General features: G+C 71.5%; 27 protein-coding genes. 23 read left to right on the top strand and 4 right to left on the bottom strand.

Annotated elements, in window-relative coordinates; translation table 11 throughout:
- The first annotated feature begins 75 nt into the window (after positions 1–75).
- Positions 76–480: an oxalurate catabolism protein HpxZ gene (gene hpxZ, locus EJJ38_RS11265; RefSeq protein ID WP_420836874.1), complete on the top strand. Its 405-nt coding sequence runs from the start codon at positions 76–78 to the stop codon at positions 478–480.
- A 124-nt stretch (positions 481–604) separates the two neighbouring features.
- Entirely contained in the window at positions 605–1,318 is a 714-nt protein-coding gene (locus tag EJJ38_RS11260) for a GntR family transcriptional regulator (protein WP_127090149.1), read from the top strand.
- A 109-nt stretch (positions 1,319–1,427) separates the two neighbouring features.
- Here the strand turns inward: EJJ38_RS11260 and EJJ38_RS11255 are convergent, their stop codons facing one another.
- Positions 1,428–2,045: a hypothetical protein gene (locus EJJ38_RS11255; protein WP_127090148.1), complete on the bottom strand. Its 618-nt coding sequence runs from the start codon at positions 2,043–2,045 to the stop codon at positions 1,428–1,430.
- Positions 2,046–2,252: 207 nt separating this feature from the next.
- On the opposite strand from EJJ38_RS11255, the gene EJJ38_RS11250 reads away from it, so the two are divergent.
- Together EJJ38_RS11250 and EJJ38_RS11245 are read left to right on the top strand one after the other, a co-directional pair.
- Positions 2,253–2,507, top strand: a complete 255-nt coding sequence (locus EJJ38_RS11250) for a hypothetical protein (protein ID WP_127090147.1) — start codon at positions 2,253–2,255, stop codon at positions 2,505–2,507.
- 153 nt (positions 2,508–2,660) lie between these two features.
- Positions 2,661–3,908, top strand: coding sequence for an Hsp70 family protein (locus EJJ38_RS11245; RefSeq protein ID WP_127090146.1), 1,248 nt, complete (start codon positions 2,661–2,663; stop codon positions 3,906–3,908).
- A gap of 8 nt (positions 3,909–3,916) precedes the next feature.
- Here EJJ38_RS11245 and EJJ38_RS11240 read toward each other — a convergent pair whose 3' ends face one another.
- Positions 3,917–4,690, bottom strand: a complete 774-nt coding sequence (locus EJJ38_RS11240; protein WP_127090145.1) for a hypothetical protein — start codon at positions 4,688–4,690, stop codon at positions 3,917–3,919.
- Between the two features lie 268 nt (positions 4,691–4,958).
- Between EJJ38_RS11240 and EJJ38_RS11235 the strand changes: the two genes are divergently transcribed.
- The 8 genes from EJJ38_RS11235 (at position 4,959) to EJJ38_RS11200 (ending at position 10,794) form a co-directional block, all read left to right on the top strand.
- Positions 4,959–5,474 carry a hypothetical protein gene (locus EJJ38_RS11235; protein ID WP_127090144.1) on the top strand — a complete coding sequence of 172 codons (516 nt, stop codon included), beginning with the start codon at positions 4,959–4,961 and terminating at the stop codon, positions 5,472–5,474.
- Positions 5,446–6,759, top strand: coding sequence for a DNA-packaging protein (locus EJJ38_RS11230; protein ID WP_127090143.1), 1,314 nt, complete (start codon positions 5,446–5,448; stop codon positions 6,757–6,759). Before EJJ38_RS11235 ends, EJJ38_RS11230 begins: the two co-directional genes overlap by 29 nt.
- Before the next feature lie 63 nt (positions 6,760–6,822).
- Complete coding sequence (locus EJJ38_RS11225) at positions 6,823–7,002, top strand: hypothetical protein (protein ID WP_127090142.1); 180 nt, start codon at positions 6,823–6,825, stop codon at positions 7,000–7,002.
- Positions 7,003–7,110: 108 nt separating this feature from the next.
- On the top strand, positions 7,111–8,298 hold the full coding sequence (locus tag EJJ38_RS11220) for a phage portal protein (RefSeq protein WP_127090141.1): 1,188 nt from the start codon (positions 7,111–7,113) through the stop codon (positions 8,296–8,298).
- A gap of 373 nt (positions 8,299–8,671) precedes the next feature.
- The gene (locus EJJ38_RS11215) at positions 8,672–8,857 is read left to right on the top strand and encodes a hypothetical protein (RefSeq protein ID WP_127090140.1); all 186 of its coding nucleotides are present in this window, start codon (positions 8,672–8,674) and stop codon (positions 8,855–8,857) included.
- A 50-nt stretch (positions 8,858–8,907) separates the two neighbouring features.
- Complete coding sequence (locus tag EJJ38_RS11210; protein ID WP_127090139.1) at positions 8,908–9,096, top strand: hypothetical protein; 189 nt, start codon at positions 8,908–8,910, stop codon at positions 9,094–9,096.
- A complete protein-coding gene (locus tag EJJ38_RS11205) occupies positions 9,093–9,575 on the top strand; it encodes an HK97 family phage prohead protease (protein ID WP_127090138.1) in 483 nt (160 codons plus the stop codon). Before EJJ38_RS11210 ends, EJJ38_RS11205 begins: the two co-directional genes overlap by 4 nt.
- A complete protein-coding gene (locus EJJ38_RS11200) occupies positions 9,553–10,794 on the top strand; it encodes a phage major capsid protein (protein WP_127090137.1) in 1,242 nt (413 codons plus the stop codon). Before EJJ38_RS11205 ends, EJJ38_RS11200 begins: the two co-directional genes overlap by 23 nt.
- A gap of 144 nt (positions 10,795–10,938) precedes the next feature.
- Here EJJ38_RS11200 and EJJ38_RS11195 read toward each other — a convergent pair whose 3' ends face one another.
- Positions 10,939–11,709, bottom strand: a complete 771-nt coding sequence (locus EJJ38_RS11195) for a S1 family peptidase (RefSeq protein ID WP_245454191.1) — start codon at positions 11,707–11,709, stop codon at positions 10,939–10,941.
- Between the two features lie 91 nt (positions 11,710–11,800).
- On the opposite strand from EJJ38_RS11195, the gene EJJ38_RS11190 reads away from it, so the two are divergent.
- The 8 genes from EJJ38_RS11190 to EJJ38_RS11155 are packed head-to-tail and all read left to right on the top strand — an operon-like array spanning position 11,801 to position 14,991.
- Positions 11,801–12,364, top strand: coding sequence for a head-tail connector protein (locus EJJ38_RS11190; RefSeq protein ID WP_164738476.1), 564 nt, complete (start codon positions 11,801–11,803; stop codon positions 12,362–12,364).
- Complete coding sequence (locus EJJ38_RS11185) at positions 12,361–12,678, top strand: head-tail adaptor protein (protein ID WP_127090134.1); 318 nt, start codon at positions 12,361–12,363, stop codon at positions 12,676–12,678. The genes EJJ38_RS11190 and EJJ38_RS11185 overlap by 4 nt, the downstream gene beginning before the upstream one ends.
- On the top strand, positions 12,675–12,956 hold the full coding sequence (locus EJJ38_RS11180) for a hypothetical protein (RefSeq protein WP_127090133.1): 282 nt from the start codon (positions 12,675–12,677) through the stop codon (positions 12,954–12,956). Before EJJ38_RS11185 ends, EJJ38_RS11180 begins: the two co-directional genes overlap by 4 nt.
- An 8-nt stretch (positions 12,957–12,964) precedes the next feature.
- Entirely contained in the window at positions 12,965–13,369 is a 405-nt protein-coding gene (locus tag EJJ38_RS11175) for a DUF3168 domain-containing protein (protein WP_245454190.1), read from the top strand.
- Between the two features lie 33 nt (positions 13,370–13,402).
- A complete protein-coding gene (locus EJJ38_RS11170; RefSeq protein WP_127090131.1) occupies positions 13,403–13,810 on the top strand; it encodes a phage major tail protein, TP901-1 family in 408 nt (135 codons plus the stop codon).
- Between the two features lie 11 nt (positions 13,811–13,821).
- The gene (locus tag EJJ38_RS11165; protein ID WP_127090130.1) at positions 13,822–14,178 is read left to right on the top strand and encodes a gene transfer agent family protein; all 357 of its coding nucleotides are present in this window, start codon (positions 13,822–13,824) and stop codon (positions 14,176–14,178) included.
- Positions 14,175–14,375, top strand: a complete 201-nt coding sequence (locus tag EJJ38_RS11160) for a rcc01693 family protein (RefSeq protein WP_274704728.1) — start codon at positions 14,175–14,177, stop codon at positions 14,373–14,375. Before EJJ38_RS11165 ends, EJJ38_RS11160 begins: the two co-directional genes overlap by 4 nt.
- A 25-nt stretch (positions 14,376–14,400) precedes the next feature.
- Positions 14,401–14,991, top strand: coding sequence for a phage tail tape measure protein (locus tag EJJ38_RS11155; protein ID WP_127090128.1), 591 nt, complete (start codon positions 14,401–14,403; stop codon positions 14,989–14,991).
- Positions 14,992–15,229: 238 nt separating this feature from the next.
- Here EJJ38_RS11155 and EJJ38_RS11150 read toward each other — a convergent pair whose 3' ends face one another.
- Positions 15,230–15,955, bottom strand: coding sequence for a hypothetical protein (locus tag EJJ38_RS11150; protein ID WP_127090127.1), 726 nt, complete (start codon positions 15,953–15,955; stop codon positions 15,230–15,232).
- Between the two features lie 109 nt (positions 15,956–16,064).
- Between EJJ38_RS11150 and EJJ38_RS11145 the strand changes: the two genes are divergently transcribed.
- From EJJ38_RS11145 to EJJ38_RS11135, 3 genes are read left to right on the top strand one after another with little or no spacing between them, the layout of a single operon-like run.
- Positions 16,065–16,706 (top strand): DUF2460 domain-containing protein, encoded by a 642-nt coding sequence (locus tag EJJ38_RS11145; protein ID WP_127090126.1) that lies wholly within the window; start codon positions 16,065–16,067, stop codon positions 16,704–16,706.
- 30 nt (positions 16,707–16,736) lie between these two features.
- Positions 16,737–17,615: a DUF2163 domain-containing protein gene (locus tag EJJ38_RS11140; protein WP_127090125.1), complete on the top strand. Its 879-nt coding sequence runs from the start codon at positions 16,737–16,739 to the stop codon at positions 17,613–17,615.
- Positions 17,612–18,046, top strand: a complete 435-nt coding sequence (locus EJJ38_RS11135; RefSeq protein ID WP_127090124.1) for an NlpC/P60 family protein — start codon at positions 17,612–17,614, stop codon at positions 18,044–18,046. The genes EJJ38_RS11140 and EJJ38_RS11135 overlap by 4 nt, the downstream gene beginning before the upstream one ends.
- Positions 18,047–18,049: the final 3 nt, after the last annotated feature.

Raw genomic sequence — 18,049 nt, 5'->3', positions numbered from 1 at the left:
CGGGACGGGACGCGAAAGCCTCCCGTCCCGTCATGAAGACCTGACTTGGCCGGGCGCGTTCCGCCCGGCCGCTGTATGCGTGAGGACGAGGCCGTGGAAATCAACCGACCCGACGTGCTGGCCGAGATGGAGGCCGCTTTCGCCCGCTACGAGGAGGCGCTCGTCAGCAATGACGTGGAGACCCTCGAAGCCCTGTTCCGGGATGCCCCGGAGACCATCCGCTATGGCGGCGGTGAAAACCTCTATGGCATGGACGAGATCCGCGCCTTCCGCCGGGCCCGCTCGCCCGTGGGCCTCGCGCGCACTTTGGCGCGCACCGTCATCACCACCTACGGCACCGATTTCGCGGTGGCCTCCACCCTGTTCACCCGCGCGGGGGTGCCGGGCAAGGTGGGTCGCCAGCAGCAAAGCTGGGTGCGCTTTCCCGAGGGCTGGCAGGTGGTCGCCGCCCAGGTGAGCATCATCGCGGACCCCGCCTGAGATCCCGCCCGACCCCTTCGCCCTCTCACTTTTGGAAAGAGACGGATTCAGTGTTGAGATGGGAACGCAGAGCGATTCCATCTCAACACATCCGGCTCCAGAGAATCCCGGTACCCTTCCAATCATGAGCCCTTTCGTCACCCAGAGCCTCGCCGCCGACCGTCCGGCGCCCGCGCGTCGTCGCCGCGCCGTGGTGCGCAGCGTCACGCGCACCGAGGAATTGCGCCTCCAGATCGCCGACGACATCGTGGGCGGGCGCATCGCGCCCGGCACCGCGCTGGAAGAGATGGAGATCGCCAAGCGCTACGGCGTGTCTCGCACGCCGGTGCGCGAAGTGATCCGCGATCTTGCGGCGTCGGGACTGGTGGAAACGCGGCCCCACCGCTCGGCTCTGGTGGCCAAGCCCTCGCTGGATCGCCTGCGGGGCATGTTCGAGGTGATGGCGGAACTGGAGGCGCTGTGCGCGGGCCTGTGCGCGGTGAACATGACCGCCTCCGAGCGCGGCCAGCTCCAGGCCATCCATGCGGACCTCGCCGATCTCACCCGCAAGGGCGACGAGACCAACTACACCTTCCTGAACGAGCGCTTCCACACCTTCCTCTATGCGGGCGCGCACAATTCCTATCTCACGGAACTGACGCTCGCGACGCGGGCGCGCCTCCAGCCGTTCCGCCGCGCGCAGTTCCGCAATCTGGGCCGCCTTGCTCTGTCCTATGCGGAGCATGACGCGGTGGTCACCGCAATCCTGCGCGGTGACAAGGCCGAGGCCGCCGCCGCCATGCGCGCCCACATCCTCACGGTGGAACACGCCTACGAGCGCTACGCCGAGAGCGTGTGAGGCCGTTGTCTCGACGGTAACCAGGCAAAAAGAGGCCGCCACACCCGGAGGTCAGGGCAGGCGGCCGAAGAGATCGCCGGGACGTTGGTCTCCGGCTGTCTGTCTTTGCTCAGGAATGGGTCGCCATGGGCGCCTTGGGCGTCATTTCGCTCTTGGCCGCGCGGGCCGGGTGGGCGCCGTTCACCTTCCTGCCCGGCGTCTTCGCCAGGCTGGTCTTGGAAGCGCCGGTCTTGGAAGCGCCAGTCTTGGAAGCGCTGGCTTTAGCCGTGCTCGCCTTCGTGGCGCTGGTCTTCGCTGCCGCAGGCTTGGCTGCGGACGTCTTCACTGCTGCCGTTTTGGCGGCGCTCGCCTTGGAGCCACGGGTCGCCGTCTTGGCGGAAGCCCGCGTGCGGGTCGTGCGCTTGGCCGTCTCGCCGCTCGCGGCCTTCTCCTCACGGGCGGTGGCGCGGGCTTCGGCCGACTTGCCGCGCCGGGCGGCGGTCAGGCGGGGCCGCGCCGCGCGCGTCTTTTCGGCCGCGCTGGTGGCCTTGGCCCGCCCCGGCAGCAGGCTTTGCCCCGTCCCGGCGCGCCAGGCGAGGAAGCCCGCGCCCGCGAGCGCCAGGAGCCCGATCCAGCCGCCGCGCCGGGCGCCCCAGGAGCCCATGGCGGTGGAGGCAAATCCGGACGCCCAGCGTTCGATTTCATCGCGCTTCGAATGGTCAGCGCCTGTCTTGGCGAACATGTTCATGTCTGCGTCTCCCGTCGCGTGGGTTTTCGCTGCATGCAGCTTCATGGAGACAAGACACTTGCAACCCTATCGGTTCCAGGCGGATACTCCCGCGCGTGGAAAGAACGCGATGCTCTTTCTTATGGATCGGTATTATGATCCATTCAGGGGGCTTTTCGTTCCGCCGATTTTAAATGACACTTTTCCTGCGAACCGCCGAGATGCGATATGTCCGCAGAACGACGCAGTAATTTGAAGCTCGTGACCCCTCGGGACCTGCCGGCGCCGGACCCAGTGGAGGATGCGCGCGACCATGCGGTGACTGGCACCTCGCTGGCCGCAGCGGTGGCCGTGGCGCTGATCGTGGTCGGCGTGAGCTACGGTTTCTTCGACTGGGCGCCGGTGTGGGTGCATGCCGTCGCCTTCTTCGTCGCGTTCGGGATCATGCTGGCCTTCGGGCCGCGCCTCGCCCGGACCGGATAAAGCGCCGTCCGGATTTCCGCAGTCTCGCAGGCGGCGCCCATGGCCGCCGGGCCTGGGATTGCCCGCCGCTCCGGCACGCCCCCTCTCCTTCCTGCTTGCGCTGCGGCGCACAATGGCCTAGCAAGCGCCCCCTTCGCGGCAAAGGAGGCGTCCATGGCGGCATGCGGGCTCGATTTCGGAACCTCCAACACCACACTCGGCCTGCCGGGCGGCAACGGCCCGCATCTGGCACCCCTGGAAGGGACGGCGGACACGTTGCCCAGCGCCATTTTCTATCCCCGTATCGGCACGCCCGTCGTGGGCCGCGCGGCCATGACGGCCTATGTGGGCGGGCAGGACGGACGCCTCATGCGCTCCCTGAAGGCGGTGCTCGGCTCCAGCCTCATCGACGAGACCACGGCGGTGGGCCGCCAGCGGGTCGGGTTCCGCGCGGTCATCGCCACCTTTCTCGGGCAGGTGAAGGCGCGCGGCGAGGCGGCGGCGGGCGCGCCCCTGGACAGCGTGGTGCTGGGCCGGCCGGTGCATTTCGTGGACGGCGACCCGGAGGGCGATGCCAAGGCGCAGGATGCGCTGGACGATATCGCGGCCGAGGTGGGCTTCACCACCCGCGCCTTCCAGTTCGAGCCCATCGCCGCCGCTTTGGATTATGAGCGGCAGGTGAGCGGCGAGGAACTGGCGCTGATCGCCGATATCGGCGGCGGCACCTCGGATTTCTCCATCGTCCGCCTCTCCCCCGCGCGGGCCACGGCGGCGGACCGGGCGGGGGATATCCTCGCCAATGAGGGCGTGCGCATCGGCGGCACGGATTTCGACCGGGGCCTGTCGCTGGCGCGCATCATGCCGCTGCTCGGCTTTGGCGCGCCCCTGAAGCGGGCGGGCCTCTCCATGCCCGCCGCCCTCTATCAGGACCTTGCCACATGGTCGGCCATCAACCGGCTCTATGACGCGCGCACCCAGCGCATGGTGCGCGATCTCGAACGCGACGCCCGCGAGCCGGAAAAGGTGGCGCGCCTCGCCCGCGTGCTCGCCGAGGAGCGCGGCCATGCCTTGGCGCTCACATCGGAGGCCGCCAAGATCGCGGTGGCCGAGACGGGCGAGACGACCCTCGACCTCTCCATGGTGGAGGCGGGCCTGTCCGTGGGCGTGACCCATGCGGACCTCGTGGCGGATACCGGGCTGCTGGCGGAGCGCATCGCCGCGCGCATCGGCGCCTGCCTTGCGGCTGCGGGCGTGGAGGCGGGGGCCATCGACGCGGTGTTCCTCACCGGCGGCTCCACGCGCCTCTCCCATGTGCGCGCCGCCATTCTCGCCACCGTGCCCCATGCCAAGGTGGCGGAAGGCGACACGTTCGGCTCCGTGGGGCTGGGCCTCGCCATCGAGGCGGGGCGGCGGTTCGGCTGAGAGGCCGCTCAATGCTTGGCCGTGCTGCCCGTCTGGTCGCCCTTCGCGGCCTTCTCCCCGCTTTTGCCGTCATTGAGCGCCTGGAGTGACTTCACCGGGCCCAGCGGGCGCAGTTCCTCGAACTGCATGATGAAGGCGGGCTCGGCCACGGCGGAGGCGGGGTTGAGGGTGGACAGGCTCACGCAGTCCGCCTGGGCGGGGAAGAAGCGGCCGGAAAACACCACCTGCTGCCCCCGGCCGAACAAATCGGCGCCCTGGAAGAACACGGATTTGGGATCCAGCAGCGTGTCGTAGCCCGCATCCGCGGGGGCGGTGTTCCAGGTCTTCACGCTGATGCCGGGCGCGATCTGGATGGTGAGCGTGCCGCGCTTGTCGCCGTTCAGCCCCACCTGCGCGATGGTGCCCACCCAGCGGTGTGGGGGGCCGTCCTTCAGCGCCGTGCACAGGGCCTGGGCGCGCCGCGCGCGGATGGCCTCCAGCTGGGGAGCGCGGTCGGCTTCCATAGCGGCGCCGGCCTTGGCGAGCGCCGCGCGCCCCGCCTCGATGGCGGCGAGGAAGGCCTGCTGGTCGGCGGGGCCTTTCTTCTGCGGCAGCTCGATGGGGGCGAGAACCACCGGGGCAGGGGCCGGCGCGGGTGGCGCCACGGCCTGCGGGGCCGGTTCAGCCTGGCCGAGGACGCTCCAGGCGGCGAATGCCCCGCCGCCCACGAGCAGCAAGGCGGCGGCGCCCGCCGCGGACAGGGTCAGGATGCGGCGGCGCGGCCATGATGTCGTCTCGCTCACCCTACACTCCTTCACGCGGCTGCCGACCCTGATCTCGCGAATCACGGCCAACTTGGATCCAAGCAGGCGAGCCTTGCGCGAAGCCGTGGGCGGGGCCGTAGAAAAATGCGTTTCTAGGAAAAAATCCCTTTACAGCGATCCGCTGATAGGACATCATTCTATCACGTTCCCGAGTTGCGCCCGCCACGCACTCCGGTGCCGGTGCTGCACCGTCCCTCGGCGCCTTCCTGTCCCGTCCCTGAACAGCCTGACCTTCCGGGAGCCGCTCATGCCGGACCCTTCCCCGCAACCGGAGCCGGGCGCGCGGGTGCGCGCGCTCTATGCCGCCGGGCGCGCCGTCCGCGACATCCGGGCCGAGACCGGGCTCAGCTATGCCCGGATCTATTACTGGCTCGACAACGACACTGCCCCCGACGGGCTGCCGCGCCCGCGTCCCTTGCCCCGCCGCAAGCGGCGGCGCCCCGTGCCCCCGGCCCTTGCCGCCGAGCGCCGCCAGCTTCTGGCGCAACGCATCTGGCGGGCGGCCGAGGCGCAGGTGGGCGAGATCGAGGCGCGCATGGGGGCCTTGGAGAGCGGCCCCGCCCAGGCGGAACGCGATGCCCGCGCTTTGGCGGTGCTCGCCCGCGTGGTGCGTGATCTGTCGGCCCTGGACGCTGCCCCGGCGCCGCCCGCGCGCCCCGACCCGTCCGCCCCGGAGGATGATCTTGCCTTCAGCGACCTCGACACCTTCCGCCGCGAGCTTGCGCGCCGCCTTGATGCATTGCGCGACGACGGGGAACCGTGACGCGCTGCTGGGCCTGTTTTCCGAACCGGTGGCCGCCCGGCTGCTGACCGACTGGGAGATCTGGGCGCGGCCCGACCAGCTTCCCCCCGAAACCGCGCCGGACGGGCGGCCCTGGGCCACCTGGCTGGTGCTGGGCGGGCGCGGGGCGGGCAAGACGCGGGCGGGCGCCGAATGGGTGCGCGCCTTGGCGCTCGGCCGCCCGCCCTTCGCCACGCGGCCTGTCCTGCGCATCGCGCTCATCGCCGAGACCATGGCGGATGTGCGCGAGGTGATGGTGGAGGGCGTTTCCGGCCTGCTGGCCGTCCATGGTGACGGCGAGCGTCCCCGCTGGGAACCGGCGCGGCGCCGCCTCGTCTGGCCCAATGGCGCGGTGGCGCAGGGCTTTTCGGCGGAGGATCCGGAAAGCCTGCGCGGGCCCCAGTTCGAGGCCGCGTGGCTGGACGAACTGGGCAAGTGGCGCCGGGACGAGGCCACCTTCGACATGCTGCAATTCGGCCTGCGCCTCGGGGAACGTCCACGCCAGATGGTGACCACGACACCCCGTCCCACGGCCCTCATCAAGCGCCTGATGGCGGACCCGCGCACCGCGCTCTCCCGCGCGCCCACGTCGCTCAATGCCCGCAACCTCGCCCCCGGCTTCCTGGAGGCGGTGCTCGCCCGCTATGGCGGCACGCGCCTCGGCCGGCAGGAGCTGGAAGGCGAGTTGATCGAGGACCGGCCCGGCGCCCTGTGGACCCGCGCCGCCTTGGAAGCCCTGCGGGAGGATGCGGCGCCCCCGCTCGCCCGTGTTGTGGTGGCGGTGGACCCGCCCGCCTCCTCCCGCGCCGGGGCGGATGCCTGCGGCCTCGTCTGCGCGGGGCTGGACGGGGCAGGGGGCGTGCATGTGCTGGAGGATGCCAGCGCCGCCGGCCTCTCGCCTGCCGCCTGGGCGAGCCGGGCCGTGGCGCTCCACCACCGCTACAGCGCCGACCGGGTGGTGGCGGAGGTGAACCAGGGCGGGGAGATGGTGCGCGCCGTCATCGCCGAGGTGGATTCCGCCGTGCCGGTGGAGATGGTGCGGGCGACGCGCGGAAAATATCTGCGCGCCGAGCCGGTGGCCGCCCTCTATGAGCAGGGCCGCGTGCGCCATGCGGGCCGCTTTCCGGCGCTGGAGGACGAGATGTGCGACTTCACGCCGGAGGGCCTCTCCAACGGCCGCTCGCCGGACCGGCTGGACGCCCTCGTCTGGGCCGTCACCGCTTTGGCGCTCGGGGAGAAGGCCCGCCCCCGCGTGCGGGGGCTGTAGCGGGCCGCCCTTTATCTCGGCCGGGCTTTGTGCCAAAGGCAGGCCATGAAGGAACGCCCCAACATGGTCCGCGAAATGCTCGCCGCGCTCGCCTCGGGCGTGGTGCTGGCGCTGGCCTATTCCGCGCTGTCGAGCCTGCCGCAGACCACGACGCTTGAGATCGCCATCGTGGTGGTGGCTTGGCTCCTGTCCTTCTCGGTCTCCATCCTCGTCTGGCGCTTCATCGCCCGTCGCGGGCGCTGATCCCGGCCCCTCTCTCCGGCCTTTCCGAACATTTTCGCGCGGCCCGCTTCTCCCGGAAGGGGGCGGCGCGCCTTCGCATGTCCGCCCCATCCACGCACGGAGCCGCGCATGTTCTCTTTCCTCCAGCCCTCCCGCCCGCGCCCCACGGTGCCGCGCCCCGCGGAAGCGAAGGCGAGCCGCACGGCGGCCCTGGTGGCGCTGCTCTCCCAGGGGCGCGCCCGCTGGACCCCGCGCGACTATGCCTCCCTGGCGCGGGAAGGATTCGCGCGCAATGCGGTGGCCTATCGGGCGGTGCGGCTGGTCTGCGAGGCGGTGGGCACCATGCCCTATGTGCTCCAGGAGGCGGGCCGCGACCTCGACGGCCACCCGCTTCAGGCTCTGCTGGCCCATCCCCATCCGCGCATGCGCCTGCCGGAGCTGCTGGAGGCGGTGTGCGGCCATCTTCTGGTGGCGGGCAATGCCTATCTGGAGGTGGTGTGCGTGGAGGGCGTGCCGCGCGAGATCCATGTGCTGCGGCCCGACCGCATGAAGGTGGTGCCCGGCGCGGACGGCTGGCCGGAAGCCTATGACTACACGCTGGACGGGCGCACCCTGCGCATCCCTCAGTCCGGGGAGGGGATGGACACGATCCTGCACCTCACCTTGTTCAACCCGCTGGACGACCATTACGGCTTCCCGCCCTTGGAGGCGGCGGCCCAGGCGCTGGACCTGCACAATGCCTCCGGCGCCTGGAACAAGGCGCTCATCGACAATGCCGCCCGCCCGTCCGGCGCCCTGGTCTATGGCGGGACGGGAAGTCTCTCCGACGACCAGTTCGAGCGGCTGAAGAGCGAGCTGGAAGCGAGCTTCCAGGGCTCGGCCAATGCCGGGCGGCCCCTGCTGCTGGAAGGCGGGCTCGACTGGAAGCCCTTGGCCCTGACGCCGAAGGACATGGATTTCGAGGCGGCGCGGGCGGGGGCGGCGCGGGAGATCGCTTTGGCGCTGGGCGTGCCGCCCATGCTGCTGGGCATTCCGGGCGACGCCACCTATTCCAATTATGCGGAAGCCAACCGCGCCTTGTGGCGGCTCACCGCCATTCCGCTGGCCCGGCGCATCGGCGCTGCCCTGTGCGGCTGGTTCGCGCCGCTCCATGGGCCGGACCTGGCTTTGGTGCCGGATCTCGACCAGGTGGAAGCCCTCGCCCAGGAACGCGCCGCTTTGTGGAGCCGCGTGGCGGCGGCGGATTTCCTCACCGAGGACGAGAAGCGCGCGGCGGTGGGCTATGGGCCGAAGAGGGTGGATGGCGTGGGTGTCTAAAACCGCGCTTGCCCCCTCCCAACCCTCCCCCGCAAGCGGGAGAGGGCTTTTCCCGCTGGCGCAACGCGAAGCTCCTTTCCTCACCGAAGACGAGAAGCGCGCGGCGGTGGGCTATGGGCCGAAGGGGGTGGACGGCGTGGGCGGGTAGGGGCTGGGGTGGTCGCTACCCTCGGTTCTTGTTCTTCTACCAGTTGGACTTCCCCGGCGCTTTCCCCCTCCCCAACCCTCCCCCGCAAGCGGGAGAGGGAGCTTTGCGTTGCGCGGAAGGGAAAAAGCCCTCTCCCGCTTGCGGGGGAGGGTTGGGAGGGGGCCGCCGTAAGGCGGGAAGCCATCCCCACATTCCACCATCCGCGACCCCCCACCGGAGCCCGCCATGGACGCTCTCGTCCGCATCTTCGCCGAGCGGGGTGATCTGGCGCATCTGGCGCTGCTGCTCTGGGCGGGCAGCGCCTCGCTGATCGCCATCCGCGCGCTCGCCGCGCTGGCGCGCGCCACCGAGCGGCTCGACGCCTTCGTGCGGGAACTCGCCCGCTTCAACGCCCGGCACGGCGCCGACTGAGAGCGCCGCTTCTCCCGCCCGCGCAGCCGTCACATCCAGGAGACTGATCCATGCGTGCCCCTTTCCAGAAGGCATCGGCGCCGCGCATTCGCGCGCTCGGCGCCGAGCCGCGCCGCACCCGTTCGGCCCCGCCGCCCGCGCCGCCCTCCGGCGGTGTGTTCCGCGATTTCGTCGCCACCCTGGAGCGCCTGGAGAAGGTGCGCGGGCGCAAGGCGAAGGCGCCGGACGCGGGCCGATGAGCAGCGCCTTGTCCCCCGGCCGGGAGGGCCGCATCGAGGGCTATGCCTGCGTGTTCGGCGAGCTGGATCTGGGGCGTGACATCGTCGAGCGCGGTGCCTTCGCCGAGACCCTGGCCGCGCGCGGCGCAGCGGGCGTGCGCCTGCTCTACCAGCACGACCCCGCCGAGCCCATCGGCGTGTGGGACGAGATCGGCGAGGACACGCGCGGCCTGTTCGTGCGCGGGCGCCTGTCGCTGGATGTGCGGCGCGCCCGCGAGGTGCAGACCCTCGTGGCGGAAGGGGCGCTGGACGGCCTTTCCATCGGCTTCAAGGCCGTGCGCGCCCGCACCGATCCCAGCCGCCGCGCGCGCCGGCTCCTGCGCGTCGATCTCTGGGAAGTGTCGGTGGTGACCTTCCCCATGCAGCCGGGCGCGCGCATCGCCGCGCCCCTTCTCTCCCGTACCGCGAGGATCTCACATGACCCTTCTTTCCGCGCCTGAGACCAAGGTGATGCTGCCCGGCGACCTGTCCGAGGCGGACGACCTCACCGCCACCTTCGAGGATTATCGGCGGGCGAATGACGCACGCCTCGCCGAGATCGAGCGGCGCGGCGCCGCCGATCCGCTGCTCACCGACAAGATCGAGCGCATGGCGGTGGCCATGGATACCCAGAAGGCGCGCCTCGATGCCCTCGCCACCAAGAGCCGCCGCCCGGCCCTGGGCGGCCCGGCGCGCGGGACGGAGGGGGACGCCCATGCGGATGCCTTCCTCGTCTATGCCCGCCATGGCGAGCAGGCGGGGCTGAAGGCGCTGGAGCAGAAGGCGCTGTCGGTGGGTAGCGGGCCGGACGGGGGCTATCTGGTGCCGTTCGAGATCGAGACCGAGATCGGCCGCCGCCTCTCCGCCCTCTCGCCCATCCGCGCCATCGCCACCGTACGGGTGATCGGCGCGGGCACCTACAAGAAGCCCTTCCTGAAGACCGGCCCGGCGGCCGGATGGGCGGCCGAGACCGCCGCACGCCCGCAGACCGACAGCCCGGCCTTGGTGGAGTTGAGCTTCCCGGCCATGGAACTCTATGCCATGCCCGCCGCCACCCAGGCGCTGCTGGACGATGCGCAGGTGAATTTGGAAGCCTGGATCGCCGGGGAGGTGGACACGGTCTTCGCCGAGCAGGAGGGCACGGCCTTCGTGACCGGCGACGGCATCGCCAAGCCCAAGGGCTTCCTCGCTTATACCAAGGTGGCCGAGAGCGCCTGGGCCTGGGACAAGGTGGGCTATGTGGCCACCGGCACGGCGGGCGCCTTCGACGCCACCAATCCCTCCGACGCGCTGGTGGATCTCGTCTATGCGCTGAAGGGCGGCTATCGGCAGAATGCCTCCTTCGTCATGAACCGGCGCACCCAGGCGGCGGTGCGCAAGCTGAAGGACGAGACCGGCGCCTATCTCTGGGCGCCGCCCGCATCGGCGGGCCAGCCCGCCAGCCTCATGGGCTTTCCCATCGTGGAGAGCGAGGACATGCCGGATATCGCGGACGGGGCCTTCCCCATCGCCTTCGGCGATTTCCGCCGCTTCTATCTGGTGGTGGACCGGGCGGGCGTGCGGGTGCTGCGCGATCCCTATTCGGCCAAGCCCTATGTGCTGTTCTACACCACCAAGCGGGTGGGCGGCGGCATCCAGGACTTCGACGCGGCCAAGCTCCTGAAGTTCGCCGTGAGCTGACGTCACACCAAAGGCCCGTGAGCACGGCTCACGGGCCTTTGGTCAAGCCCGCGCGGCGCTTGAGCGAAACCCACTCGGCACCGGTCGGAAGACCGGGGCCGTTGGTACAAGGGGCCCGTGCGTTCAGCGCGCGGGCCGTTGGCTTCATTGCCCGAGCGGGCGCCCCAATTGCTGCGCGGCCCGCGCGATCCAGTCCCGCTGGAGGCCCACCAGCGTGATGCCCGTGACGCCGCCGCAGCCGCGCGCGCCGCCGACCGCCGTCACCCAGCCGATGACCCCGGCCACATCGCCGTTCGAGAAGGCCGGGCCGCCGCTGTCACCCGTGCAGGCGCCCGCCCCGCCCTCCGGCACGGAGAGGCGGACCATGATGCCCCCCGTGGTGCCGATGGAGGGCAGCGACACGGCCCGCAAGGTTCCCGCTGTCTTCTCCGCCCCGTCCGCCGTCATGCCGAAGCCGGCGATGAGGAAGGTCGCGCCGCGCGGCGGCAGGCCGGTATCGGGCGCGAGGCGCGCGGGCACGAAGCGGCCCGGCAGCGGCTCCGCGAGCTTCACCAGAGCGAGGTCGGGCGTCGGGCGTCGGGTGCGGAACTGCTCCCCGCTGAAGCCGGGATGGAGGGCCGTGCGCACCACCGGAATGAGCTGGACCGGCCCTTGGCCCACCAGCGCCACCGCATAGTCCGCCTGCGGCGCCACGCAATGGGCGGCGGTGAGCAGCAGGTCCGGTGCGAGCACCGTGCCGGTGCAGGACGCCCCGCGCGTGGAGACGATCATCACCGTGCGCGCCGCCACCTCCGGCGGCGCGGCACCGCCCCCTACGATGGCGCGCGCGGGCGCGGGCAAAGCGGCGAGCGCCGCGAGCCCGAGCATCAGGCGCAGGACGGGGCGGGCACGAAGGAGGAGGGCGCGGCTGGGCATCGCCCGCTTTCTGGCGCGCGCCCGCGCCGCCGTCAATTCGCCTGTCCCATTCGCACGCACCGTGCGCCCACCCCCGCACAGCGGAGCCCCCATGCCCGAGCTTCTCACCGGCCCCCCGGCCGAGCCCCTCACCGTGGCCGACCTGAAGGATTTCCTGCGCATCACCCAGGATGCGGAGGACGCGCTCCTCGGCCGCCTCATCACCACCGCCCGGCAGATGGTGGAGAGCGCGGCCGCGCGCATCCTGCTGACCCAGACCTGGCGCGTGGTGCGCGATGCCTGGCCGCCCTCCGGCCTGCTGCTGCTGCCGCTCGCGCCCGCCGCCACCATCGCCGCCGCGCGGCTGCGCCATGCGGATGGGAGCGAGACGGCCCTGCCGCTCAATGCCTTCACGCTGCGCGGCGACCGCACGCCCGCCGTGATCGCGCTGGACAAGGCGCGCCTGCCCGCGCCGGACCGCCGTGTGGGCGGTATCGAGTTCGACCTCGTGCTGGGCTATGGCGAGACCTCCCAGGACGTGCCCGGGGATCTGGTCCAGGCGGTGCGGCTGCTGGCGGCTCATCTGCATGAGCGGCGCGAGGAAGCGGGCGTCGCCGGCCTGCTGCCGGAGGGCGTCGCGGCGCTGCTGCGCCCCTACCGCATGGTGCGGCTGTGACCGGGCCGCTGCGCCACCTGTTCCAGCACCGCACGGCGGTGGACCTGCCGGACGGCGTGGGTGGGGTCGCCCGCACCTGGCTGACCGTGGACCGGCTCTGGGGCGCCATCGAACCGCTCTCGGACGGCACCGGCCTCGCCGAGGAGCGGCCCATCGCCATGCTGGCGCACCGGGTGACGGTGCGCGCGCCCAATACGCTGGCGCCCGGCGACCGGCTGGTGCTGGGCGCGCGCAGTCTGGAGGTGCAGAGCGTCTCGGATCCCGATGGGCGCGGGCGTTTCAGCCGCTGCCGCTGCCTGGAGGAACAGACATGATCCTCCTCTCCCGCAGCACGGGTGATGCGGGGCTGGGCGAACGCCTCGCCCGCGCGCTCGCCCCGCGCCTCACCCAGGCCGCGCTGGACCGCGCCGAGGCGGCACTTTCAGCCGAGGCCGTCCGCGCCGGCATCGTCCTGGAGCGGGAGGCGGCGGGCGATCGCCGCCGCCTCGGCAGCACCGATCCCGCCGCCGTGGCGCGGGAGACCGGCACCCTTTCCGCCGAGGCCCGCCCTTGGCTCGCCCCGGCTCTCGCTTTGCTGCGGAGGCGCGGATGACGGCACCCATGAGCGCTGCGCTGGCCTTGCGCCAGGCGCTGTATGCGCGGCTCGCGTCGGACGCGCCGCTGCTGGCCCTGCTGGGCGGTGCGCGCGTCTATGACGGCGCGCCCTCGGACGCGGCCTTTCCCTTCGTGACCCTGGGCGAGGCGCTGGTGTCGGACGGCGCCGTGATGCCCGAAGGCGGCACGGAGCAGAGCCTGATGCTGCACGCTTATTCCCGCGCCGGCGGGCGGCGGGAGGGCTTCGCCATCGCCGCCGCCGTGCAGCAGGCGCTGCATGATGCGCCTCTGGCATTGTCCGGCCACCGCCTCGCCAATCTGCGCGCCACCACCGCCGAGGTGCGCCGCGACGGCGACGGGCGCACCTACCACGCCGTGATCCGCTTCCGGGCGGTGACCGAGCCGGCCTGACCTTTCCCCACATCTCTTCAAACGGAGGCCCTCATGGCCATACAGAAGGGCAAGGACCTGCTGCTGAAGGTCCTTGATGGATCGTCCTATGTGACCGTGGCGGGCCTGCGCTCGCGGCGCATCGCCTTCAATGCCCAGGCGGTGGACACCACCCATGCGGATTCGTCCGGGCGCTGGCGCGAATTGCTGGCGGGGGCGGGCCTGAAGCGGGCCAGCGTCTCCGGCTCCGGCGTGTTCAAGGACGCGGCGTCCGACGCGCTGGTGCGCACCGCCTTCTTCGACGGCACGCTGAAGACCTGGCAGGTGCTGATCCCCGATTTCGGCACCGTCACCGGCCCGTTCCAGATCTCCGCTCTGGAGATGGGCGGCGACCATGACCGGGAGGTGACCTTCGACCTCACTTTGGAGAGCGCGGGCGAACTCGTCTTCGCGGCGCTGTGAGGGAGGCGGCCATGGTCAATTCCCGGCGCGGCGAGGTGGAGGCGGTCATCGATGGCCGCCGCCGCATCCTCGTCCTCACCCTCGGCGCTTTGGCCGAGCTGGAGGCGGCGTTCGGCGCCGCCGATCTGATGGCGCTCGCCGAGCGCTTTTCCGCCGGGCGCCTTGGCGCGCGCGACGTGACCCTGGTGCTCGCCGCGGGCCTGCGCGGCGCGGGCGAGGCGGTGACGCCGGAGGAGGTGGCGGCCATGCGGGTGGACGGCGGCGCGGTGGGCTGCGTGCGGCTCGTCAACGCGCTGCTCGCCGCCACTTTCGGCATGGAGGAGGGGAGCGGAGACGGCACGCGCCCTCCGTCGCCGCAGGCAGGCTGAGGCGGGCGCCCGACCCGTTTCCCTGGGGCGCGGCCATGCATGCCGGCCTCGGCCTCCTGCGGCTGTCTCCAGACGCTTTCTGGCGCATGACCCCGCGCGAATTGTCGGCGGCGCTGGGCTGGAGCGGCGCGCGCGCCGCGCATTGCGACCGCGCCGCGCTGGACGCGCTCTTGCAGCGGTTTCCCGACACGGCCTGAGGCCGAAATCTCAAAGGATCTTCTGATGGCCAACCTCGATGCGCCCATCGACAGCGTCTCGGTGGAGATCGGCGCCGACACCCGCGCCTTCCGCACGCAGCTCGCGGATGCCGAGCGGCTGGCGCGCGGCTTCGCCTCCACGCTGGGCGATGCCTTCACGGGCGTGGCGGTGAAGGGCAAGGATGTGGGCGACGTGGTGGAGAACATCGGCCAGCGCCTTTCCTCCATGGCGCTGAACCTCGCCTTGAAGCCGGTGGAGCAGGGCGTTTCCAGCCTGTTTTCCGGCGTGCTCGGCCTCTCCGGCTTCGCCGATGGCGGCGTGATCTCGCAGGGGCGCGTGCAGCCCTTCGCAAAGGGGGGCGTGGTGGCCGCGCCCACGTATTTTCCGCTTGCCTCCGGCACCGGGCTGATGGGCGAGGCGGGGGCGGAAGCCATCCTGCCTTTGTCACGCGGCGCGGACGGCGCGCTGGGCGTGCGCATGGAAGGGGCGGGGGCCGGGCGGGGCTCGGTGGTGGTGAATGTCACGACGCCGGATCCGGGCGCTTTCCGCCGCTCCGAAGCCTATCTGTCCGGCCTCGTGGCGCGCGCCGTGGCGCGCGGCCAGCGGGGGGCGTGAGAGCGCCGCGAGTGGCCGGATTTGAGGTCGGAACCGGGGATGCCGCAGAAGGGCGGAAACCAGCGGCAGGCGCATGGATGGAACACCATGCAGGCCATGACTTGAGCGCCGGCGGTGCTTGAGCCCCGGCGGTGCGTCAGGATTGATCGTGGCGCACCGGGCAACGAGGCCCGGCACCGCATCTCGTGTGTGAAAATGGCGGGCCGCAGGCCCGCCACCGGTCATGCGCGAAGGCGCATCACTTCTTGGCGGGCGCCTTTGCCTTAGCAGGCGCCTTGGCCTTCGCCGGAGCTTTCGCGGCGGCGGGCTTGGGTGCAACTGCGGGCTTGGGAGCAGCAGCGGGCTTCTCTTCCACCTTGGCGGCGGGCTTGGCAGCCTTCGGGGCAGCGGGCTTCTTGGGAGCCGCCGCCTTGGGCGCCGCAGCAGCCTTGGGAGCGGCGGCCTTGGCCGGTGCCTTCGCCTCGGCAGGCTTGGCGGGGGCCTTCGCAGCGGCGGGCTTGGCCGCAGCCTTGGGTGCGGCAGCCTTCGGGGCCGCCGCAGGCTTGGCGACGGGCGCCTTGGCAGTGGCCGCCTTGGGAGCGGCGGACGCCTTTGCAGCTGCCTTCGGAGCCGCGGCCTTCGCGGGGGCAGCCTTGGCGGGAGCCGCCTTCGCAGGTGCCGCCTTCGCAGGTGCCTTGGGCGCTTCGGCCTTGGGGGCCGCAGCGGGCTTCGCGGCCGGCTTGGCAGCAGCCTTGGCGGGTGCCTTCGCAGCCGTCTTGGCAGGGGCTTTCGCGGCCTTCGCGGGGGCCGGGGCGGGGGCTGCTTCAGCCTTCGTCTCGGGGGCCTTCGCGACGGCCTTGGGAGCGGCCTTCGCCGCAGTCTTGACGGGCGCCTTGGGGGCCGCCGCCGCCGGCTTTGCAGGCGCCTTCGCTGCAGCCTTCGCAGGCGCTTTAGCGGCAGGCTTCTTTTCGGGCTTCGTGGCCATGATACAGGCTCCATCCTCGACGAGGCGATGAAAGTCAAAGCGCGCAGCTAACCTATGTCAAGCCGGCGGATACTGAAAAGCAGGCAGTTTTGACAGGAGAATAAAGAATATGCCCGCCTTTCATGAAATTCTGTTTCCTCTCGATGTCGCTTTGGGTGCATCGGGCGGACCGGAGCGCCTCACCGAGGTGGTCACCAGCGTCTCGGGGCGGGAGGAACGCAATGCGCGGCGCGCTGATTCGCGGCGCCGATTCGATGCCGGATACGGGGTCAAAAGCCTCGCCGCCTTGAGTGCCGTGGTGGCCTTTTTCGAGGAGCGTCGCGGACGCCTTTACGGCTTCCGCTGGCGGGATCGTCTGGACCATTCCTCCGGCCCGCCCGGCGTCGCGCCCACCGCCCTCGACCAACTCATCGGAACCGGCGATGGAAGCCGCTCCGTCTTCCCCCTGGCGAAGACCTATGGCGGCCTTCACGCGCCCTATGTGCGGGCCATCGGCAAGCCGGTGTCGGGCAGCGTCAAGGTGAGCGTCGCCTCCGTGGAGAAGGTCGAAGGCACCCACTTCGCGGTGGACGCCGCGCAGGGGCGCGTCACCTTCCTGCCGGGCCACCGTCCGCCCGCCGGCGCGGCGGTGCGCGCGGGCTTCCTGTTCGATGTTCCCGTGCGCTTCGACACCGATTTCCTGGAGGTGAATCTCACCGCCTTCGCGGCGGGCGAGATCCCCCGCATTCCCATCGTCGAGATCCGCCTTTGAGCGCGCGGTCCGCTGGCGAGGAGACATATCATGAGACAGGTTCCCGGTGCCCTCCAGGCCATGCTGGAGAGCGGCGTCACCACCTTGTGCCACGGCTGGCGCGTGACCCGCCGCGACGGGCAGGTGATGGGCTTCACCGACCATGATCGCGACCTCGTCGTGGACGGCCTCGCCTTCGTGGCGGGGTCGGGCGTCCAGGGCAGCGAAAGCGTGCTGGCGCAGGGCCTGGGCGTGACCGGGCTGGAGCTGTCCGGCGCGCTCGGCGCCGCCACGCTGGAAGAGGCGGATCTGGCCGCCGGGCAGTATGACGGCGCGGGGGTGGACCAGCTTCTCATCGACTGGTCGAACCCGCTCAATCACATGCTGCTGCGCCGGGGCACCATCGGCGAGGTGCGGCGCGAGGGCGGGGCGTTCGTGGCCGAGCTGCGCGGCCCCGCCGATGCGCTGAACGAGACGCGCGGGCGCCTGTTCGGGGCGCCGTGCGACGCCGATTTCGGCGATGCCCGCTGCGGCGTCGATCTCGACCGGCCGGAGCGCCGCGCGAGCGCTGTCGTGGCGCAGGTGCGCGGGGCGCTGCTGCTCGCGGTGGACGGCATTGCGGGATACGCGGACGGCACCTTCGCGGACGGGCATGTGCGCTTTTCCTCCGGCGCCAATGTGGGCTTCGCCACCAAGGTGAAGCACCATGCGGCAGGCGTGCTCCAGCTTTGGCAGCGCCCGCCCGAGCCCGTCCTGGCGGGCGACGGACTGGTGGTGATCGCGGGCTGCGACAAGCGCTTCTCCACCTGCCGCGACCGCTTCGCCAACACCGTCAATTTCCGCGGCTTCCCGCATATGCCGGGCAATGATTTCGTGGTCTCCATCGCCGTGCCCGGCGAGGGCGGAAACGACGGCTCGGTGCTCGCATGAGCGCGACCGTGCGGGCCGCCATCGTGGCCGAGGCGCGGGGCTGGATCGGCACGCCCTATCTGCACCGCGCCTCCGTGCGCGGGGCGGGGGCGGACTGCCTGGGCCTGGTGCGCGGCGTGTGGCGCGCCGTGGTGGGGCCGGAGCCGGAGGCGCTTGCCCCTTATGCGCCCGATTGGGCCGAGGCCGGGCGTGCGGAGACCCTGGCCCTCACCGCCCTGCGCCACATGCGTGCGGTGCCGCTGGAAGAGGCCGCGCCGGGCGACGTGCTGCTGTTCCGCTTCCGCGCCCATCTGCCCGCCAAGCATGCCGCCATCCTCAGCGCGCCCGCGCGGATGATCCATGCCTATGACGGGGCCTGCGTGTGCGAGGGGGACCTTGCCCCCTGGTGGCACCGCCGCCTCGCCTTCGCCTTTGCCTTTCCGGGCGCCTGAGAC

Source organism: Aquabacter cavernae (assembly GCF_003993795.1).
In the GTDB taxonomy this organism is placed as follows: domain Bacteria; phylum Pseudomonadota; class Alphaproteobacteria; order Rhizobiales; family Xanthobacteraceae; genus Aquabacter; species Aquabacter cavernae.
The sequence above is the reverse complement of the archived record's forward strand: the minus strand, read 5'-3'. Positions and strand labels throughout refer to the sequence as shown.

Excerpts from the sequence above, each read along its gene's own strand:
- hpxZ (WP_420836874.1), top strand. The coding sequence starts at position 76 with ATGCGTGAGGACGAGGCCGTGGAAATCAACCGACCCGACGTGCTGGCC.
- EJJ38_RS11260 (WP_127090149.1), top strand. The coding sequence starts at position 605 with ATGAGCCCTTTCGTCACCCAGAGCCTCGCCGCCGACCGTCCGGCGCCC.
- EJJ38_RS11255 (WP_127090148.1), bottom strand. The coding sequence starts at position 2,045 with ATGAACATGTTCGCCAAGACAGGCGCTGACCATTCGAAGCGCGATGAA.
- EJJ38_RS11250 (WP_127090147.1), top strand. The coding sequence starts at position 2,253 with ATGTCCGCAGAACGACGCAGTAATTTGAAGCTCGTGACCCCTCGGGAC.
- EJJ38_RS11245 (WP_127090146.1), top strand. The coding sequence starts at position 2,661 with ATGGCGGCATGCGGGCTCGATTTCGGAACCTCCAACACCACACTCGGC.
- EJJ38_RS11235 (WP_127090144.1), top strand. The coding sequence starts at position 4,959 with ATGCCGGACCCTTCCCCGCAACCGGAGCCGGGCGCGCGGGTGCGCGCG.
- EJJ38_RS11230 (WP_127090143.1), top strand. The coding sequence starts at position 5,446 with ATGCATTGCGCGACGACGGGGAACCGTGACGCGCTGCTGGGCCTGTTT.
- EJJ38_RS11225 (WP_127090142.1), top strand. The coding sequence starts at position 6,823 with ATGGTCCGCGAAATGCTCGCCGCGCTCGCCTCGGGCGTGGTGCTGGCG.
- EJJ38_RS11220 (WP_127090141.1), top strand. The coding sequence starts at position 7,111 with ATGTTCTCTTTCCTCCAGCCCTCCCGCCCGCGCCCCACGGTGCCGCGC.
- EJJ38_RS11215 (WP_127090140.1), top strand. The coding sequence starts at position 8,672 with ATGGACGCTCTCGTCCGCATCTTCGCCGAGCGGGGTGATCTGGCGCAT.
- EJJ38_RS11210 (WP_127090139.1), top strand. The coding sequence starts at position 8,908 with ATGCGTGCCCCTTTCCAGAAGGCATCGGCGCCGCGCATTCGCGCGCTC.
- EJJ38_RS11205 (WP_127090138.1), top strand. The coding sequence starts at position 9,093 with ATGAGCAGCGCCTTGTCCCCCGGCCGGGAGGGCCGCATCGAGGGCTAT.
- EJJ38_RS11200 (WP_127090137.1), top strand. The coding sequence starts at position 9,553 with ATGACCCTTCTTTCCGCGCCTGAGACCAAGGTGATGCTGCCCGGCGAC.
- EJJ38_RS11195 (WP_245454191.1), bottom strand. The coding sequence starts at position 11,709 with ATGCCCAGCCGCGCCCTCCTCCTTCGTGCCCGCCCCGTCCTGCGCCTG.
- EJJ38_RS11190 (WP_164738476.1), top strand. The coding sequence starts at position 11,801 with ATGCCCGAGCTTCTCACCGGCCCCCCGGCCGAGCCCCTCACCGTGGCC.
- EJJ38_RS11180 (WP_127090133.1), top strand. The coding sequence starts at position 12,675 with ATGATCCTCCTCTCCCGCAGCACGGGTGATGCGGGGCTGGGCGAACGC.
- EJJ38_RS11175 (WP_245454190.1), top strand. The coding sequence starts at position 12,965 with ATGAGCGCTGCGCTGGCCTTGCGCCAGGCGCTGTATGCGCGGCTCGCG.
- EJJ38_RS11170 (WP_127090131.1), top strand. The coding sequence starts at position 13,403 with ATGGCCATACAGAAGGGCAAGGACCTGCTGCTGAAGGTCCTTGATGGA.
- EJJ38_RS11165 (WP_127090130.1), top strand. The coding sequence starts at position 13,822 with ATGGTCAATTCCCGGCGCGGCGAGGTGGAGGCGGTCATCGATGGCCGC.
- EJJ38_RS11155 (WP_127090128.1), top strand. The coding sequence starts at position 14,401 with ATGGCCAACCTCGATGCGCCCATCGACAGCGTCTCGGTGGAGATCGGC.
- EJJ38_RS11150 (WP_127090127.1), bottom strand. The coding sequence starts at position 15,955 with ATGGCCACGAAGCCCGAAAAGAAGCCTGCCGCTAAAGCGCCTGCGAAG.
- EJJ38_RS11145 (WP_127090126.1), top strand. The coding sequence starts at position 16,065 with ATGCCCGCCTTTCATGAAATTCTGTTTCCTCTCGATGTCGCTTTGGGT.
- EJJ38_RS11140 (WP_127090125.1), top strand. The coding sequence starts at position 16,737 with ATGAGACAGGTTCCCGGTGCCCTCCAGGCCATGCTGGAGAGCGGCGTC.
- EJJ38_RS11135 (WP_127090124.1), top strand. The coding sequence starts at position 17,612 with ATGAGCGCGACCGTGCGGGCCGCCATCGTGGCCGAGGCGCGGGGCTGG.